16 protein-coding genes are annotated in these 17,350 nt (G+C 60.0%); 15 read left to right on the forward strand and 1 reads right to left on the reverse strand.

The genetic code is table 11. The features are described 5' to 3' along the window. Window positions 1-5: 5 nt before the first annotated feature. Genes cobN through cobJ form a run of 5 tightly spaced genes read left to right on the forward strand, consistent with a single transcriptional unit; the run spans window position 6 to window position 6,532 of the window. Window positions 6-3,299 (forward strand): cobaltochelatase subunit CobN, encoded by a 3,294-nt coding sequence (cobN, locus tag ACR0NM_RS10890; RefSeq protein ID WP_480614662.1) that lies wholly within the window; start codon window positions 6-8, stop codon window positions 3,297-3,299. After that, the gene (gene cobG / locus ACR0NM_RS10895) at window positions 3,296-4,423 is read left to right on the forward strand and encodes a precorrin-3B synthase (protein WP_480614664.1); all 1,128 of its coding nucleotides are present in this window, start codon (window positions 3,296-3,298) and stop codon (window positions 4,421-4,423) included. The genes cobN and cobG overlap by 4 nt, the downstream gene beginning before the upstream one ends. Further along, window positions 4,423-5,052 carry a precorrin-8X methylmutase gene (locus tag ACR0NM_RS10900; RefSeq protein ID WP_170391845.1) on the forward strand — a complete coding sequence of 210 codons (630 nt, stop codon included), beginning with the start codon at window positions 4,423-4,425 and terminating at the stop codon, window positions 5,050-5,052. The genes cobG and ACR0NM_RS10900 overlap by 1 nt, the downstream gene beginning before the upstream one ends. Beyond that, window positions 5,049-5,777 (forward strand): precorrin-2 C(20)-methyltransferase, encoded by a 729-nt coding sequence (locus ACR0NM_RS10905; protein WP_170401239.1) that lies wholly within the window; start codon window positions 5,049-5,051, stop codon window positions 5,775-5,777. The genes ACR0NM_RS10900 and ACR0NM_RS10905 overlap by 4 nt, the downstream gene beginning before the upstream one ends. Next, window positions 5,774-6,532 carry a precorrin-3B C(17)-methyltransferase gene (cobJ, locus tag ACR0NM_RS10910; protein ID WP_170401242.1) on the forward strand — a complete coding sequence of 253 codons (759 nt, stop codon included), beginning with the start codon at window positions 5,774-5,776 and terminating at the stop codon, window positions 6,530-6,532. The genes ACR0NM_RS10905 and cobJ overlap by 4 nt, the downstream gene beginning before the upstream one ends. Here the strand turns inward: cobJ and ACR0NM_RS10915 are convergent. After that, complete coding sequence (locus ACR0NM_RS10915) at window positions 6,529-7,260, reverse strand: cobalt-precorrin-6A reductase (RefSeq protein ID WP_170401244.1); 732 nt, start codon at window positions 7,258-7,260, stop codon at window positions 6,529-6,531. The two genes, cobJ and ACR0NM_RS10915, sit on opposite strands and share 4 nt — an antisense overlap. Between ACR0NM_RS10915 and cbiE the strand changes: the two genes are divergently transcribed. The 10 genes from cbiE (at window position 7,259) to ACR0NM_RS10965 (ending at window position 17,346) form a co-directional block, all read left to right on the forward strand. Next, complete coding sequence (gene cbiE / locus ACR0NM_RS10920) at window positions 7,259-8,458, forward strand: precorrin-6y C5,15-methyltransferase (decarboxylating) subunit CbiE (protein WP_480614667.1); 1,200 nt, start codon at window positions 7,259-7,261, stop codon at window positions 8,456-8,458. The two genes, ACR0NM_RS10915 and cbiE, sit on opposite strands and share 2 nt — an antisense overlap. After that, a complete protein-coding gene (locus ACR0NM_RS10925; protein ID WP_170391855.1) occupies window positions 8,455-8,823 on the forward strand; it encodes a cobalamin biosynthesis protein in 369 nt (122 codons plus the stop codon). Before cbiE ends, ACR0NM_RS10925 begins: the two co-directional genes overlap by 4 nt. After that, window positions 8,820-9,614: a precorrin-4 C(11)-methyltransferase gene (gene cobM / locus ACR0NM_RS10930; protein ID WP_170735399.1), complete on the forward strand. Its 795-nt coding sequence runs from the start codon at window positions 8,820-8,822 to the stop codon at window positions 9,612-9,614. Before ACR0NM_RS10925 ends, cobM begins: the two co-directional genes overlap by 4 nt. Further along, window positions 9,601-10,923, forward strand: coding sequence for a cobyrinic acid a,c-diamide synthase CobB (locus tag ACR0NM_RS10935; RefSeq protein ID WP_480614670.1), 1,323 nt, complete (start codon window positions 9,601-9,603; stop codon window positions 10,921-10,923). Before cobM ends, ACR0NM_RS10935 begins: the two co-directional genes overlap by 14 nt. Continuing rightward, complete coding sequence (gene cobA, locus ACR0NM_RS10940) at window positions 10,920-11,648, forward strand: uroporphyrinogen-III C-methyltransferase (protein ID WP_170512197.1); 729 nt, start codon at window positions 10,920-10,922, stop codon at window positions 11,646-11,648. The genes ACR0NM_RS10935 and cobA overlap by 4 nt, the downstream gene beginning before the upstream one ends. Then, on the forward strand, window positions 11,641-12,384 hold the full coding sequence (gene cobF / locus ACR0NM_RS10945; RefSeq protein ID WP_480614673.1) for a precorrin-6A synthase (deacetylating): 744 nt from the start codon (window positions 11,641-11,643) through the stop codon (window positions 12,382-12,384). Before cobA ends, cobF begins: the two co-directional genes overlap by 8 nt. A gap of 76 nt (window positions 12,385-12,460) precedes the next feature. After that, window positions 12,461-12,925, forward strand: coding sequence for a DUF302 domain-containing protein (locus tag ACR0NM_RS10950; protein WP_170594872.1), 465 nt, complete (start codon window positions 12,461-12,463; stop codon window positions 12,923-12,925). 79 nt (window positions 12,926-13,004) lie between these two features. Further along, window positions 13,005-14,624: a thiamine pyrophosphate-binding protein gene (locus ACR0NM_RS10955; RefSeq protein ID WP_480614675.1), complete on the forward strand. Its 1,620-nt coding sequence runs from the start codon at window positions 13,005-13,007 to the stop codon at window positions 14,622-14,624. After that, on the forward strand, window positions 14,611-15,795 hold the full coding sequence (locus ACR0NM_RS10960; protein WP_480614678.1) for a CaiB/BaiF CoA transferase family protein: 1,185 nt from the start codon (window positions 14,611-14,613) through the stop codon (window positions 15,793-15,795). Before ACR0NM_RS10955 ends, ACR0NM_RS10960 begins: the two co-directional genes overlap by 14 nt. 180 nt (window positions 15,796-15,975) lie before the next feature. After that, a complete protein-coding gene (locus ACR0NM_RS10965) occupies window positions 15,976-17,346 on the forward strand; it encodes a tetratricopeptide repeat protein (RefSeq protein ID WP_480567158.1) in 1,371 nt (456 codons plus the stop codon). Window positions 17,347-17,350: the final 4 nt, after the last annotated feature.

Genomic DNA, 17,350 nt, shown 5'->3' on the forward strand with positions numbered 1-17,350 from the left:
GACCTATGCACGTCGTCTTCCGCGAAAGCCATGGGCTCGAAGAAACCGAGACCCCGACCGATCTGGGTCAGAGCCCGGCGGATTTGGTGGTGCTGTCCTTTTCCGACAGTGACCTTGGCGCTTTCGCGGCGGGATGGCATCGTGGAGGTGGGCCTGAAGGACGCATGCCAACGATGCGGCTGGCCAATCTGACGGCGCTGAAGCATCCCCTCTCAGTCGACACATATGTCGAGCAGACACTGGAGGGCGCAAAGGGCATCCTGATCCGTCTGATCGGTGGAGTGCCCTATTGGGCCTACGGCTTGCAGCAGGTTCTGGCGCTGGCGCAGGCCAAAGGGATTGCACTGGCCGTGCTGCCCGCAGACGGTCGCGAGGATACGCGGCTGGATGATTACTCTACCCTGCCTGTCTCGACCCTGCGGCGGCTGGCGCATCTGTGCGACACCGGCGGTGAGGTCGCGGCGCAGGCCGCTCTGGCGCAGATGGCACTGGCTGCGGGGTTGTATGCAGGTCCGGTCATGGGCGCGAAGACCATCCCCGAATGCGGCGCCTGGTGCCCGGATCGCGGTGTGATCCCTGCAGAAAACGCTCTGCCCGGTGATGCGAAACGTATCATCGTAACCTTCTATCGTGCTTATCTGACCTCGGCGGACACAGCCCCAATCGCAGCGCTGATCCGCAGCTTGCGCGCGCGAGGTTTTGAGGCCGTCGGCCTGTTTGCCCCGTCGCTCAAAGCACCAAATGCCGCCGATTGGCTGCGCGAGACTATTGTGGCGCTGAAGCCTTCGGCGATCGTCAACGCCACCTCATTCTCAGGCAAGGGCGCATCAGGCACCTCACCTCTCGATGTGGCAGAGGTGCCGGTCTTTCAGGTGGCGCTGGCCACCTCACGCCGCAAAGCGTGGGCCGAAGCGGAACGTGGCCTTTCACCAGCTGATCTTGCCATGCATGTGGTCCTTCCGGAAGTGGACGGGCGGATCAACGCGGGCATCGTATCCTTCAAAGAGCCGGGCAAACGCGACCCGCATCTCGAATATTCTCGCTTCGCTCATCGGGCTGAACCCGAACGGATCGAAGCCATCATCAACCGCATCTCCGGCTGGCTGAACCTTCACGACAAACCCAGAGCGGAGCAGGTTCCGGCGCTGGTACTATCGACCTATCCCGGCAAAGACTGGCAGATGGCACATGCAGTGGGTCTGGATGCGCTGGCCTCGGCCGAGGCAATGTTGCTCGACCTGCAAGGCGACGGGTATGACACCGCGCCTGCCGAGCCAATTGCTGAAACTCTTCTTGATGCCCGGATTTCATGGCCGCTAGAGGATTATCAGGCGGCGCTGGCGGCGCTACCGGAAACACTCCGCGCCGATCTCAATAAGGTTTGGGGCACTCCCGAAGACGACCCTGCTTTCACAAACGGCGCATTCCACTTCACTGCGCTGCGTCGCGGAAAGGCTCTGATCGCGCTGCAGCCCGAGCGCGGCACACCCGAACTGCGCGATGACGACTATCACCATCTGTCGCGCACACCGCGCCACGCCTACGTCGCCTTTTACTTGTGGCTGCGCAAAGGATTGGGCGCGGATGCGCTGATCCATATCGGCGCGCATGGCACGCTGGAATGGTTGCCGGGAAAATCAGTCGCCTTGTGCAACGAATGTTGGCCCGAGGCGTTAATCGGCGATCTGCCGGTGATCTACCCCTTCATAGTCAACGACCCCGGCGAGGCCGCGCAGGCCAAGCGTCGGATCGGGGCGGTTACGTTGGGCCATATCCCACCCCCGATGAAGGAAAGCGGCACACCAGATCGCATGGTGCGGCTGGAATCGCTGTTGGACGAGTTCTCGAACGCGGACGGGCTAGACCCCAAACGCCGCGATCGCCTGCAGGAAGATATCCGGGACGAGGCGCAGGCGATCGGGCTGGAAAGCGATCTTGGCCTCGATCAGGCCACCTGTACCGCCGAGGCGATCACGCGCATTGACCGATTTGTCTGCGACATCAAGGAAAGCCAATTCGGTGATGGGCTGCATATCTTTGGGCGCGTCCCCGATGAGACGGGCAATTTCGACGCTGCCCCCTCAGCCCAAGCTGAACGCTCTGCCCTGATTGACGCTTTAGCGGGCAAACGAATCGAGGCCGGGCCGTCCGGATCCCCCTATCGCGGGCGTACGGATGTTTTGCCGACCGGGCGGAATCTATATACGACCGACCCACGCTCGGTTCCCACGCGCGCGGCCTACACACAAGGCGTCAAGCTCGCCGAAGAGCTGGTTCGGCGGCATCTGCAGGAAGAAGGCGACTACCCCAAGGGCTTGATCGTCGATCTTTGGGGTTCGGCCACTATGCGCACAGCGGGCGAGGAATTCGCCATGGCGCTATACCTGCTGGGAGTGAAGCCGGTTTGGGATAAAGGGTCTGAGCGGGTCTCGGGCATCGAAGTTTTGCCGATCACCGATCTCAGCCGCCCGCGTCTGGACGTAACACTGCGCGTCTCTGGCCTGTTCCGGGACGTGTTCCCGACGCTTTCAGCGCTGTACGGTCAGGCTGTCCGCGCATTGACCAAACGAGATGAAGCACCCGACTGGAATCCTTACGCCGGTCAGGAGCCTGCGGCGCGGGTCTATGGGCCAGCCCCCGGCAGCTATGGTCTGAACATGACTCATCTGTCCGAAACCTATACGGATGAGGCACGCGTGCAAGCGGGTGAGGCTTGGCTTGATGCCAGTTCCTTCGCTTTGGAAGGCGAGCATATAGCGCAAGATAAGGACGGTATCTCGCAACGCGTCGCCAACGCCGACAGTTTTGTGCACCTACAGGACCTGACCGAGACGGACTTGTTGCTGGCCAATGATTATGCAACGCACGAGGCCGGATTTGCTGCCGCCAAGAAAATCACTGGTGGTACTGCGCAGCTTTATCATCTGGACAATACCAACCCGGACAACCCGCGCGCCCGCACCCTACCCGAGGAAATCAGCCGCGTCGTCTATGCCCGCGCCGCCAACCCGGGCTGGATTGCCGGAATGCAGCGGCACGGGTTCCGGGGCGCCGCTGAAATCGCGGCGACGCTGGATCATATGGCATCTTTCGCGCATCTGTCCGGCACAGTCGCACCGCATCTGTTCGATCTGTACCACGACGCCACGCTGGGCAATGAAGAGGTCGACGCCTTCCTGCAACAGGCAAACCCGCAAGCACATCAGGCCATGCAGGATCGGTTCCGGGCACTGCTGGAGGCAGGGCTATGGCATACCCGCCGGAACTCGATCCGCGCCGACCTGGAGGGGTTGGGATGAGTGCGCCCATCGTGCAGGGCTGGTGCCCCGGTGCCCATCGCCCGATGATGTCCGGTGATGGGCTGGTCGTGCGTGTGCGCCCTCGGCTGGCGCGCCTGGATGCCCAACAGGCGATAGGGCTGTGCGAATTGGCGGAACGGTTCGGCAATGGCACGATCGACCTTACCAACCGCGCCAACCTTCAGCTGCGTGGAGTAAAGGAAACCGACCATCAATCCTTGTTGGCCGCGCTTTCCTCGCTGAACCTGCTGGACGCCGAACCCGGAATCGAAATTCGCCGCAACATTCTGGTCTCGCCACTCTATGAAGCCGGTGATCTGACCGCTCGGCTGACACAGGAATTGATCCAGCGTCTGGCCGAGCTTCCGGATTTACCTGCCAAGTTCGGCTTTGCCATCGACACAGGTTCCGAGCGTTTATTGGCCGATGACTCGGCGGATATCCGGCTTGAACTCGGTTCGGGCAGCCTGATCCTGCGCGCGGACGGGGCCGAAACCGGGCGTGCGGTGAGCGAAGCCCAAGCAATCGACCAAGTGATCGCGTTGGCGAAGTGGTTTGCGCAAACCCACACAACCGAGACCCGCCGCATGGCGCGGACCGTTGCCACATATGGTTTGCCCAACGAGTGGCAAGGCAGCGCGCCCGGCCCCATTGGTGTGCCTCTTCAACCGGGAGCCTGCGCGCAGGGGACACTCTATGGCGCTGCCTTTGGGCAACTACCGGCGCGGCAACTCCATTCACTGATTGAAAACAGCAACCCCACTGCCCTGCGGGTCACACCATGGCGGCTGTTCCTGTTGGAAGGCGGGGCGGCGATACCCGCCCTTGACTTTGTCACAGATGGCACCGACCCGCTGAGAACAACCGACGCCTGCCCCGGCGCGCCATACTGCCCGCAGGCGCAGGTCGAAACCCGCGGTGTGGCGCGCGCCCTGGCCGCGCGCGTTGCAGGCAGCCTGCATGTATCGGGCTGCGCCAAGGGATGCGCCCGAATGGGTCCGGCCGATGTCACTTTGGTTGGCAATTCCGGACGATTTGACCTTGTCAAACAAGGCCGTGCGGGGGATGAGCCCTGCCAACGCGGCCTGACCGAAGAAACACTCATGACCATGGACTTCACCTGATGCCCTATGAATACGAAACCGACGGCGCGGCGATCTACAAGCAGAGCTTTGCCACCATCCGATCCGAGGCTGATCTGGCCCGGTTCGATGCCGATGAAGAACAGGTCGCCGTTCGGATGATCCACGCCGCAGGGATGGTCGGGCTGGAAGAGTTCGTCCATTTCTCGGACGGTTTTGTCTCGGCGGCGCGTTCCGCGCTGGAAAATGGCGCGCCGATCCTGTGTGATGCCCGCATGGTCAGCGAAGGCGTCACCCGCTTTCGCCTGCCCGCTGACAACGAAGTGATCTGCACCCTGCATGACGAGCGTGTTCGCCCTCTGGCTGCCGAAATGAGCAACACGCGCTCTGCCGCCGCGCTAGAGCTGTGGCGTCCGCATCTGGAAGGAGCACTGGTCGCGATCGGTAACGCCCCTACCGCGCTTTTCCACCTGCTGAACATGTTGGAAGATCCCGACTGCCCACGCCCCGCTGCCATTATCGGCTGCCCGGTGGGCTTCGTGGGAGCGGTCGAGTCCAAGGATGCCTTGTGGGAAGCGCAGCCCGTACCCTCCTGCATCGTCAAAGGCCGTTTGGGAGGCAGTGCGATCACCGTAGCCGCAATCAACGCCATCGCGAGCCGCACCGAATGAGCGGGGGAAAGATATACGGCGTAGGCCTTGGCCCCGGCGATCCGGACCTGATGAGTGTCCGTGCGGACCGCCTGCTGCGCAATGCCCGCCATGTGGCGTTTTTTCGCAAACCTGGCCGCACAGGTCAGGCCCGCAAGATCGTCAATGGAATGATCCCCGGCGACGCCATCGAGTTTCCAATGGAGTACCCGGTAACAACCGAAATCCCGGTGACGGATCCAAGGTATAATGAACTCCTTTCGGTGTTTTACGAAGACTGTGCCGCACATCTGAAGTCGCTTACCGAAAATGGTGAGGATGTAGTGGTTCTGTGCGAAGGCGATCCGTTCTTCTATGGATCATTTATGCACCTTTACAATCGACTACGAGATATATCTGAAGTCGAAGTCGTACCTGCCATAACCGGCATGTCCGGCGCTTGGACCGCAACCGGTGACCCGATAACTTGGGGCGACGATGTCCTCACGGTTCTTGTTGGAACCTTGCCCGAGGATACGCTGACTGAACGCATGACCCAGACCGACGCGCTGGTTGTCATGAAGATCGGGCGGAACTTCGACAAGGTAAAACGCGCGCTGAAACAGGCCGGGCTGTATGACCGCGCGTGGATCGTCGAATACGCTCAGATGCCGAACCAACGGGTCTGCAAACTGTCTGATAATTGCGAAGGAATCACGCCCTATTTCTCAATCATACTGGTTCATGGACAGGGACGCCGACCATGAGCGGTTGGGTCAAGATCGCTGGCCTTGGGCCTGGAAACGAAGCACTGGTCACTCCCGAAGTCACTGCCGCTCTGGCAGAAGCGACGGACGTGGTTGGCTACATCCCTTATGTTGCTCGGGTGGCCGAGCGAGAGGGGTTGACCCTGCACGCCAGCGATAACCGGGTCGAGATCGACCGCTCTCAGCACGCTTTGCAAATGGCTGCCGACGGTAAGCGCGTCGTTGTAGTCTCGTCAGGGGATCCCGGCGTGTTTGCAATGGCCGCTGCGGTGTTTGAAGCGCTTGAAAACGGGCCGAAAGACTGGCGTGACATACAGATCGACGTGCTGCCGGGGATCACTGCGATGCTGGCGGCTTCGGCCCGCGCTGGGGCACCGTTAGGGCATGATTTCTGCGCCATCAACCTGAGCGACAACCTGAAGCCATGGCCACTGATCGAAAAGCGCCTCCGACTTGCCGCGCAGGGCGATTTCGCCATGGCGTTCTATAACCCTCGCTCGAAGTCTCGACCGGAAGGGTTTGAAAAAACGCTGGAAATCCTGCGGGAAGAATGTGAGCCGGAACGCCTGATCCTGTTTGCACGCGCTGTATCCCGCGAGAATGAGGCTTTGCGGATTTCAACTCTGGAAGAAGCCACGGCAGATATGGCGGACATGCAGACCGTCGTCATCGTCGGCTCGTCCCTGACCCGCATAGTCGAGCGCAACAGCGCCCCGATCGTCTACACCCCGAGATTCACGCTGGCCAAGGATTAAGTATGCGCCAGCCAGTCCAAGACCTGCGTGACATTTGCCAACTCGGTCCGCTTCGGCAAGGTCGGACGGTCTATCATCAGAACCGGCAAGCCCAGCGCCCTTGCGGCATCCAGTTTGGCCCGCGCGCCGGTGCCACCCGCATTCTTGGACACAATCAATTGCGTATGGTGACGTTCCATCAAGGCCCGGTCCTCTTCAACAGAAAACGGGCCCCGCGAAACGATCACATCGCTTTTCGGAAGCGGCAATGCGTCCGGATCGTCTACAAGCCGCAAAAGATAGTGATGCTGAGGTTGGGCTGCGAAGTCATGAAGATGCATGCGGCCAACTGCCAGGAAGACGCGGCGGGCTGGACCAGCCAAAGCTTCAACCGCAGCTTCAATATCCGGTACGTGCTGCCAGTTATCTCCGTCTTGCGCGACCCAGGCAGGCCGGGTCAGAGCGGCCAAGGGCGTTGCAGCCCTCGCACAGGCATCCACCGCATTTCGGCTCATCTGCGCGGCAAAGGGATGAGTCGCATCGACAACATGGCTGACGCCGTGCTCGTGAATGTACCGCGCCAGTCCCGCTGCACCACCAAACCCGCCCACGCGCATCGGCACGGGTTGCGAGCGCGGGTTATCGACACGTCCAGCGTAGGAATATGTAGCGGGAATGCCTTGATCGGCAACCGATTTTGCCAGAGCATTCGCCTCGGTCGTGCCACCAAGAATCAGGAGGTTGGGCATGTCTGAAACTCCGTGGTTGACCGTTCTGGGTTTGGGCGAAGATGGACTGGATGGCCTGTCCCCCGCAAGCCGTCAAGTGCTGGACCGCGCCGACGTCGTTATGGGTCCGCCGCGTCATCTGTCGTTGATCCCAGACAGCGCGGCGGAACGGATTGAATGGCCAGCCCCATTTGCCGATGGTCTTCCGATTCTGACCGGATTGCGAGGTCGGCAGACCGTTGTTTTGGCCTCGGGTGATCCGTTCTGGTTCGGAGCCGGTTCCGTGATCGCGCGTAATTTCGACGAGAACGAATGGATTGCCCTACCCGGCCAGTCGACTTTTTCGCTTGCTGCTGCGCGGCTTGGTTGGCCGCTTGAAAACACGTTGACCTTCGGGCTACATGCCGCGCCTCTGACGCGCCTTCGCCCTCACTTGGCACCCGGCCTGCGCGCGATTCTCTTGCTGCGCGACGGCAAAGCCGTAACCGAGCTTGCGACCTATCTGGGCGAAACCGATTTTGCCGATTGCACTCTGCACGTCATGGAAGCGCTCGGTGGCCCCCGTGAACGCGCGCGCAGCGTGTCGCTGACCGAGGCGTTGCTTGGAACCTTCGAACATCCGGTTTGTGTCGGTCTTGATGTCGCGGGTACTGGGCGTGCTTTTCCCAAAGCCTCGGGAAAACCCGATGACATCTTTGAAACCGACGGCCAGATCACCAAGCGCCCCATTCGCGCGCTAACCCTGTCGGCGCTTGCCCCTCAGCGGGGTGAGCACCTGTGGGATATTGGCGGCGGCACTGGTTCGATCAGCATCGAATGGCTGATGTGCGATCCGACGCTAACTGCAACGACTATCGAGCCGCGTGCTGATCGGGCCGAACGCATTCGCCGCAATGCCAATACGTTAGGGCAGGATCGGTTGTGCGTTGTGCACGGTTCTGCACCAGAGTCGTTGGCTGATCTTGACCGACCCGATGTGGTGTTCATCGGTGGCGGTCTGAGTGCGGATCTGCTGAACTGGCTACACGCTAATCTTCAGGCCGGCACGCGGCTGATCGCCAATGCGGTGACACTCGAAAGCGAAGCGCTGCTAGCTGAATGGCACGACAAGCTGGGCGGAGACCTGCTGCGTATCGAACTTGCGCAGGCAGCTGCGCTTGGTCCGCGGCGAGGATGGAAATCTGCATATCCCGTGGTGCAGTGGAGCCTCACGTTATGATCGTCGCGGGGTTAGGTTTCTCATCCTCTGCTACGCTGGCCAGTCTTCGTGCCGCTTTCGAGCTTGCCTCGACAGGAAAAACTGTCGATGCCCTTGCGACTGTTGCGGACAAGGACGGACACACCGCACTTGCCGCGCTTGCAGAAGCAACTGAGCTGCCGGTACATTTCATTCCGGCAAATGATCTTGCCGAACAACGCACACTTACTTGCTCAACCCGCAGTCGCGCCACATATGGCACCGGCAGCGTGGCCGAAGCATCCGCTCTTGCCGCCGCCGGACATGGCGCGCGGCTGATTTCACCCAGACAAATCTCGGACGACCGGCTTGCAACCTGCGCCGTCGCCATCGGAGGACAGACATGACCGTTCATTTCATCGGCGCCGGACCGGGCGCCGCCGACCTGCTGACCCTGCGCGGGCGCGATATCATCGCCTCCTGCCCGGTGTGCCTCTATGCGGGTTCATTGGTACCCGAGGAGATTCTAGGCCACTGCCCCGAAGGCGCGAAGATCGTAAACACCGCACCCATGGATCTGGATCAGATCATGGCCGAAATCGAAGCAGCGCATAACGCTGGACAGGACGTGGCGCGGCTGCATTCCGGGGACCTCTCGGTCTGGTCGGCGATGGGTGAGCAAATCAGACGTCTGAAAGAGATGGGTGTCCCGGTCAGCGTCACGCCCGGTGTACCCTCGTTTGCGGCTGCGGCTGCAGCACTCGGGACCGAGCTGACACTGCCCGGTCTGGCGCAATCAGTGGTCTTGACCCGCACGCCCGGGCGTGCGTCTTCGATGCCGGAAGGCGAGACACTGAAAAACTTCGCTAAAACAGGTGCGACTTTGGCTATCCACCTTTCGATCGGAAATCTGGATAACGTCATCGCCGACCTGACACCTGCCTATGGGGCAGACTGCCCGGTCGCCGTGGTCTACCGCGCTAGTTGGCCGGATGAGAAGATCATCCGCGCAACGCTTGCCACGTTGAAGGAGGCGCTGGACAACAGCATCTCGCGCACCGCACTGATCATGGTTGGTCCAGCGCTTGCAGGTGAAGGGTTTGACGAAAGCTGTCTGTATTCCAAGACATATGACCGCCGCTATCGCCCTCAAAGCGCCGACAGTCCGTGGTCGAGCTGGAGCCATGGTGATGACTAACCCACCGGGAATACTGATTTCCGCTCCGTCGTCGGGTACAGGCAAGACCACTGTCATGCTGGGATTGCTCCGGGCTTTGGCCGAGGACGGCTTGACCGTGCAACCGTTCAAAAGCGGACCGGACTATATCGACCCGGCTTTTCACCGGGCTGCAGCGGGCCGAGCCTCGTTCAATCTGGATAGCTGGGCGATGGGGGAGCCGCTGCTAAGCGCGATCTCCAAGCAGGCCACGGGCGCGGATATTGTGGTGGCCGAAGGCTCAATGGGTTTGTTTGATGGCGTCGCCAAACCCGGAGAGCTGGGGCATGGGTCGAGCGCTGAAACGGCGCTACGCATGGGATGGCCGGTCGTTCTGGTCCTGGATGTCGGAGGACAGGCGCAATCGGCGGCGGCGACTGCGCTTGGCTTTCAGATGTATAACCCCGATCTACCTTTTGCCGGGGTGATCCTGAACCGCTGTGCCAGCCCAAGACATGAGCGGCTGACGCGGCTGGGCATGGAACGGGCTGGATTGCCGGTTCTGGGCGTTCTTCCGCGCCGAGGTGACCTGACCCTGCCCGAAAGACATCTAGGCCTGATCCAGGCGGTTGAGCATCCGGATCTGGAAACGGCAATCGCCGGATATGCCGCATTCCTGCGTGAACATGTCGATCTGGATGCGATCAAACGGGCGGCCTCCTCAGGCCCTGCTGGGCCATCGTCAGCCGCGCTGCCGCGCCCCCCCGCGCAGCGGATCGCACTGGCCCGTGATGCAGCGTTTTCATTTACCTACCCGCATCTGCTGGAAGGGTGGCGCAGCGCCGGTGCAGAAATACTGCCCTTTTCGCCACTGGCAAACGAAGCGCCAGCTGCAGACGCTGAACTGGTCTGGCTACCGGGGGGCTATCCCGAGCTGCACGCAGGAACATTGGCGGCAGCAGATACTTTCTTGACGGGGCTGCGCAAACACGCGGAAACGCGGCCCGTGCATGGTGAATGCGGGGGCTATATGGCATTGGGGGAAGTTCTGGTCGACAAGGAAGGCGCGCCACATCAGATGGCGGGGTTGTTGGGTCTGCAAACCTCATACCAAAAGCGCAAATTCAACCTTGGCTATCGTAGGGCTGAACTTTTGGCGTCGATGCCTGGCTTTGCCAAGGGTACCGCCTTGCGCGGACATGAGTTCCACTATTCCTCGATCATCGAACAACCTGACGCTCCTCTTGCGCGAGTCTTCGATGCCGAGGGGGCCGAAGGCCCTCAGACAGGATCGCGACGTGGCAATGTCACCGGCACATTTTTCCATCTTATTGCAGAGGCCTCGGCATGACCGGTTTTGTCTCTTTCATTGGCTCCGGTCCGGGTGATCCGGAGCTACTAACGCTCAAGGCCGTAGACCGGATGCAGAAGGCCGATGCGGTGCTGTTTGATGATCTCAGCAGCGGCCCGATCCTGACCCATGCGCGTGACGATGCTGATCTGGTTGGTGTTGGCAAACGCGCCGGTCGCCCTTCGCCAAAGCAGGATCACGTCAGCCGATTGTTGGTGGAGTATGCGCAGACCGGTCAGCAGGTGGTACGCCTGAAATCCGGTGATGGAGGATTGTTCGGTCGACTGGAGGAAGAACTGGTCGCGTTGCAGGCAGCCGGCATCAAATATGAGATCATTCCCGGCATCCCCTCTGCTGTCGCGGCGGCAGCTGCAGCTGGTATTCCTCTGACCCGACGCCTGACTGCACGTCGTGTTCAATTCGTCACCGGGCATGACGTAAGTGGCAAATTGCCGACCGATCTGAACCTTCCCGCCCTGGCTGACGCTACCGCGACAACGGTCGTATTTATGGGCAAGCGCACTTTTCCCTTGCTGGTCGAAGCCCTGAGCGCGCATGGCTTGCCTTTGGACACGCCTGCATTGATGGCCGAATCTGTTTCAACTCCTGAGCAATCCTTGGAGCGCTCCACAATCGGAGACCTGTCCGACAAGCTGCGATCCGAGGTTGGAACCGCCCCGGCCCTGATCCTGTATGGCCCGCTGGCAGAGTTCGAAGATGTTTGAACTGATCCTGATCGGAATCGGCACGGGTAATCCCGACCACCTGACCTTTCAGGGGGCGAAGGCGATCAGATCAGCGGACCTGATCCTGATTCCGCGAAAAGGAGAGAACAAAGCCGATCTGGCCGGTTTGCGCGAAGACATCATCACGCAGGTAACCGACAAACCTGCACGGATCGCCTATTTCGACGTTCCCAAACGCCGGGCCGATGACGGCTATCTCCAAGGCGTCGACGAATGGCACGACGCAATTGCCCTGCGCTGGCACGAGGCGATTTCAGCCTACCCGGACGCGCAGAAGGTGGCGTTGCTGATCTGGGGTGATCCGTCGCTGTATGACAGTTCGCTAAGAATTGCAGCGCGGCTGGACCCGCAACCGCGAGTCCAGGTTATGCCGGGAATCACAGCGTTACAGGCGTTGACTGCAGCCCATGCGATCCCGATCAATGATCTGGGTGCGCCCTATGTCGTGACCACAGGCCGTCGCATCCGCGATGATGGATGGCCTGAAACGGCGTCGAAAGTGGCCGTAATGCTGGATGGCGAATGCTCGTTCCAGAGCCTGAAGATGACCGATTATGACATCTGGTGGGGGGCATATGTGGGCATGAAAGAAGAGATTCTGATCAAAGGCCCATTGGCGGATGTGGCGCAAGACATTCTGGATACCCGCGCGCAGGCCCGTTCTGATCACGGCTGGATCATGGATATCTATCTGCTGAAGAAACGTGCGGCCTGACGCGCGCACAGGATTGTGAGCCCCGTTTCAGCGCTTTTCTGTCATCAATTCCCTAGTCAACAGGAAGGGAAAGAACATGAGGGCGCTTTGGGCTGCGATCTGCCTGCTGGCGATGCCTGCTTGGGCCAACGGCATCGAACCTCTTACTGGATGGGCGGTTTACTCCAGCGGAAAAAGCTATGAGACCCTCGTGGATGACACAAAGGCCGCGGTAAAGGAAAACGGCCTGATCGTTGTGACACAGGCCGGGCCGACCAAAGCGGCGGCCTCGCGCGGTATCACCATTCCGGGCAACCGGGTGATTGGCGCATTCAACAACGATTACGCGGTTCGTGTTCTTGAAACCTCGACCAACGCGATGATCGAAGCGCCCATCCGCTTCTACGTAACCGAGAACGAGGACGGCACTGCAACCCTTTCTTACAAGACACCAAGCTTCGTCTTTGCCCCTTACGCAGACGAGGGCGGAGACGCTCTGCGCGAGATTGCCATAGAATTGGACGCAAAGTTTCAGGCCGTAGCGGAAAACGCCGTCAAATAGTCACACTGACGTGAACCTGCTTGCGTCCGGACGCGTCCTCCGCAATCTGCTGACAGATAACTTTGTCGGAGCTTGATTAATGCAGGACCTGTCTCCCCGCGCTGCGGATTTGTTGGCACAACGCCTTTTCGAGGCCGGATGCCGCCATGCGTTCGGTATGCCCGGCGGCGAGGTTCTGACATTGGTGGATGCGCTGGAAAGCGCGGGCATTGCTTTCCACCTTGCAAAACACGAAAACTCAGCAGGTTTCATGGCCGAAGCGGTCCACCATCGCGATGGTGCACCTGCAATCCTCGTGGCCACACTCGGGCCCGGAGCGATGAACGGGATCAATGTGGTCGCCAACGCCCTGCAGGATCGGGTGCCGATGATCGTGCTGACCGGATGCGTCGACGCGGATGAGGCGTTGACCTACACCCATCAAGTGATGGATCACGCGCAAGTCTATCGCTCGATCACCAAAGGCAGCTTTATGCTGACGGCCGACGGGGCCGATATCATCGCCGACAAGGCGGTATCGCTTGCCAACCAAGCGCGCCCCGGCCCGGTACACATCGATGTGCCTATCTCGGTGGCCGATACGCGCGTATCAGGGGTTAAACGTCGTCGACTGGCAAAAGTTGCTCCTGTCGCGCCTGGCGCGGAATGTCTGGAAAAGGCCCGCCGATGGGTGGCCGAGGCTGAGCGACCTTTGGCGATCATCGGTCTTGATGTTCTTTACGACGACTCGCGCTGTGTGGTGCGAGCATTTTTAGAGCAATTCAACATTCCCTTTGTCACCACCTACAAGGCCAAGGGGGTGGTGCCCGAGGATCATCCACTCTGCCTGGGCGGGGCGGGTTTGTCTCCGCTGGCCGATAAGCATCTAGTCCCGCTGGTGGAACAGGCTGATTTGGTACTGTGTTTGGGATATGACCCTATCGAGATGCGCCCCGGCTGGCGCGAGATCTGGGACCCAGAAACCAAGCGCGTAATCGACATATCAGCCGTGGTGAACGATCATTACATGCATCAGGCTGGGCTAAATCTGGTCGCCGACACCGGCGCAACGCTTGAGGCCATTGCCAAGGGCAACCCTGCCGGCAAGACCTGGCCGAATGGTGAGCCTGAACAGGTCAAGGCTGCGCTGGCGAATGCTTTTCCGACAGATGAAGACTGGGGACCGGCGGCGATCATCGCAGAAACTCGTGCCGTTCTGCCACCCGAGACCCTCGCCACGGCCGACAGCGGCGCGCATCGCATTCTGCTCAGTCAGATGTGGGAGTGTTCGGAGGCACGAGGGTTGATCCAGTCCTCGGCGCTCTGCACCATGGGGTGTGCCGTTCCGATGGCGATCGGTCTGAAAATGGCCGAACCGGATCGCCCCGTGATCAGCTTTTCTGGCGATGCCGGCTTTCTGATGGTTGCTGGAGAGCTGTCGACTGCCGCCGAATTGGGTGGCAACCCAATCTTTCTGGTCTTTGTCGATGCCAGCCTTGCGCTTATCGAACTGAAACAACGCCAGCGCCAGATGGGCAATCGCGGAGTGGACTTTGACCGCCATGACTTTGCGGCTTTAGGCCGCGCATTCGGCGGTTATGGTCACACAGTTCGTAGCCGCGACGATTTGCGGGCTGCATTGGATCAGGCGTTGAAAGCAGACAAGTTCACTGTCATTGCTGCGGAAATTGACCGTGGAGGATATGATGGCCGCATCTGAAGGACCGCTGAAAGGCGTCAAGGTACTGGACCTGTCTCGCATTCTGGCAGGACCCACTTGTACGCAGTTGTTGGGCGACCTTGGCGCTACCGTCATCAAAGTCGAAAACCCGGCGACCGGTGGTGATGATACGCGGCAATGGGGCCCTCCTTACGCCGAGGATGCGGATGGCAACCGCTCAGACCTGAGCGCATATTTCATGTCCTCCAACCGCAACAAGAAATCGGTCGCCTTGGATATCGCAACACCCGAAGGACAGGCAGAAGTCCGACGCCTAGCCTCGCACGCTGATATTCTGATCGAGAATTTCAAGCCCGGTGGACTGGCGAAATACGGGCTCGACTACGCAACCTTGTCCAATGAGTTTCCTGACCTCGTCTACTGTTCGATCTCAGGCTACGGGCAGACAGGCCCAAACTCATCGAAGCCCGGATATGATCTTATGGCGCAAGGATATGGCGGGATCATGTCTCTGACCGGAGACGCCGACGGCGCGCCGATGAAAGTAGGCGTCGGAATTGCTGACGTGATGTGTGGTATGTATGCCTGCGTTGGTATTCTGGCTGCGCTGCGTCATCGCGACATGACTGGCGAGGGTCAGCAGATCGATCTGGCGCTGGTGGATGCACAGATCTCTTGGCTGATCAATGAAGGCGTGAATTATCTGACCTCGGGCGAAGTGCCTCAGCGGCGCGGCAACGGGCATCCCAATATTGTGCCTTACGAGGTCTATCAGACGGCGGATGGGCACGTGATTCTGGCCGTTGGAAATGACAGTCAGTTCAAAAGATTTTGCAGCTTCATCGAAAAGCCAGAGCTTGCCAACGATCCCCGATTTGCCACCAACCCGGCCCGTCTTGAAAATAGGGATGCGTTGAATGCGATCCTGCGCCCGGCAGTTCAGGCGCTGGATACAGGCAGCATCATCGCGGGGCTTGAAGACCTGAAAGTCCCTGTTGGCCCGGTGCGGACGCTCGATCAGGTTTTTGCCTCGGATCAGGTCGCTGCCCGCCAGATGCAGATCTCGATGCAAGCTGAGCCTGGCGAGGTGCAACTGATCGGGAATCCCCTGAACCTGTCACGCACGCCTGTAACATATCGCAGCGCACCACCGGTCTGTGGGGCTGACACACAGGCTGTTCTGAACGCGGAAAACCCCTTCGAAGATTGAAACACTCTGCCCGTTTAGGCGGCAAGTTGCTGAAACATGCCCTTGAATCGGCGGTTTTTTTCGCGTTTCTCACACACGGGATTTCACCAATTCGAGAGCAGGGTCGATACTGTTACGACCCGGCTGCACACTCTGTTACATCGAACAGTGTAGAACGTCGCAATCAGATTGGACCCGAGTATGAAACAAGACGTCTTTGGACAGATGAACACCCTGAACCAGCCCGCAAGCGTCGAGGCATGGGATGGTGTTCTCCTTGGGTTCATGGCGCATGCCGCTGTAACACCGCAACATCTGGGCAAGGTGCTGGAGCTTGAGCCGGACTTTGCGCTGGGCCATGCGGTCAAAGGGTTGTTCATGGTTCTGCTGGGCCGGCGTGAGATGATCGCGGTCGCTGCCGAAGCGCTGAGTGCCGCGAATGCAGCGATGGAGCGTCAGACAGTTTCAGCCCGGGAAAGGCGATATGTCGAGGCGCTTGGTTTGTATATGGCCGACCTTCCATCACAGGCCGTTCAGAAATTTGAAGAGATTCTGCGAGCGCACCCAACGGATACTCTGGCCATGAAGCTCAGTCATGCGACGCGTTTCGTTCTGGGCGATGCGGCGGGGATGCGTCGGTCGATCGAACGGGTGATGCCAGCGTATGAACCCGACCACGCCGGACGTGGATACTTGCTGGGATGCCACTCGTTCGCGCTGGAGGAAACCGGCGCCTACGAGAAAGCCGAAATCGCCGGTCGTCAGGCCCTATGGATGGTATCGGACGACGCCTGGGGATTGCACGCTGTAGCGCACGTGCACGAGATGACGGGCAACGCGCAGCTGGGACTGGACTGGCTCGCGGGACGTGAGGACGCTTGGGCGCATTGCAACAATTTTCGCTATCATGTCTGGTGGCACAAGGCGCTGATGCATCTGGATTTGGGGCAAGTCGATCAAGTTATGGCGCTTTACGATCATCACATCCGCCAGGACAAAACCGACGACTATCGCGATATCTCGAATGCAACCTCGCTGCTGTCCCGGCTAGAGCTTGAGGGCGTTGATGTTGGCAACCGCTGGGAAGAACTGGCCGATCTCAGCGCAGCACGAACCGAAGACGGATGCTTGATCTTCGCCGATCTTCACTACTTGCTGGCATTGACCGGGGACAATCGTTCGGAGGCTACAGCAAATATGCTGCAGCGTATTCAAAATGACGCCCAGCGCAATCAGGGTGACACGCCGATCCGCATGTCCGACCCGGGCATTGCCGCCGCCAAGGGGCTTGAGGCCTTTGGAGAAGGCCTTTACGGCCAAGCCTTTGATTTTCTTTCAAATGCCCGGGGTGGGATGCAACTGGCGGGTGGCAGCCACGCCCAACGTGATGTATTCGAGCGTATCACCATTGATTCCGGCCTGCGCGCTGGCCGCCTGGATGCTGTCGAGCGCATCCTGGACGACCGCCGCGCCAAACGTGCCGGGGGAGAGGACAATTACGCCCTCGCCCGCCGAGAATTGATCGAGGCCGCACGCGACAGCGGCGACGCACAAAGCGTCCCAGCCGAATAACAAC

The organism is Ruegeria sp. AF2, from assembly GCF_056542025.1.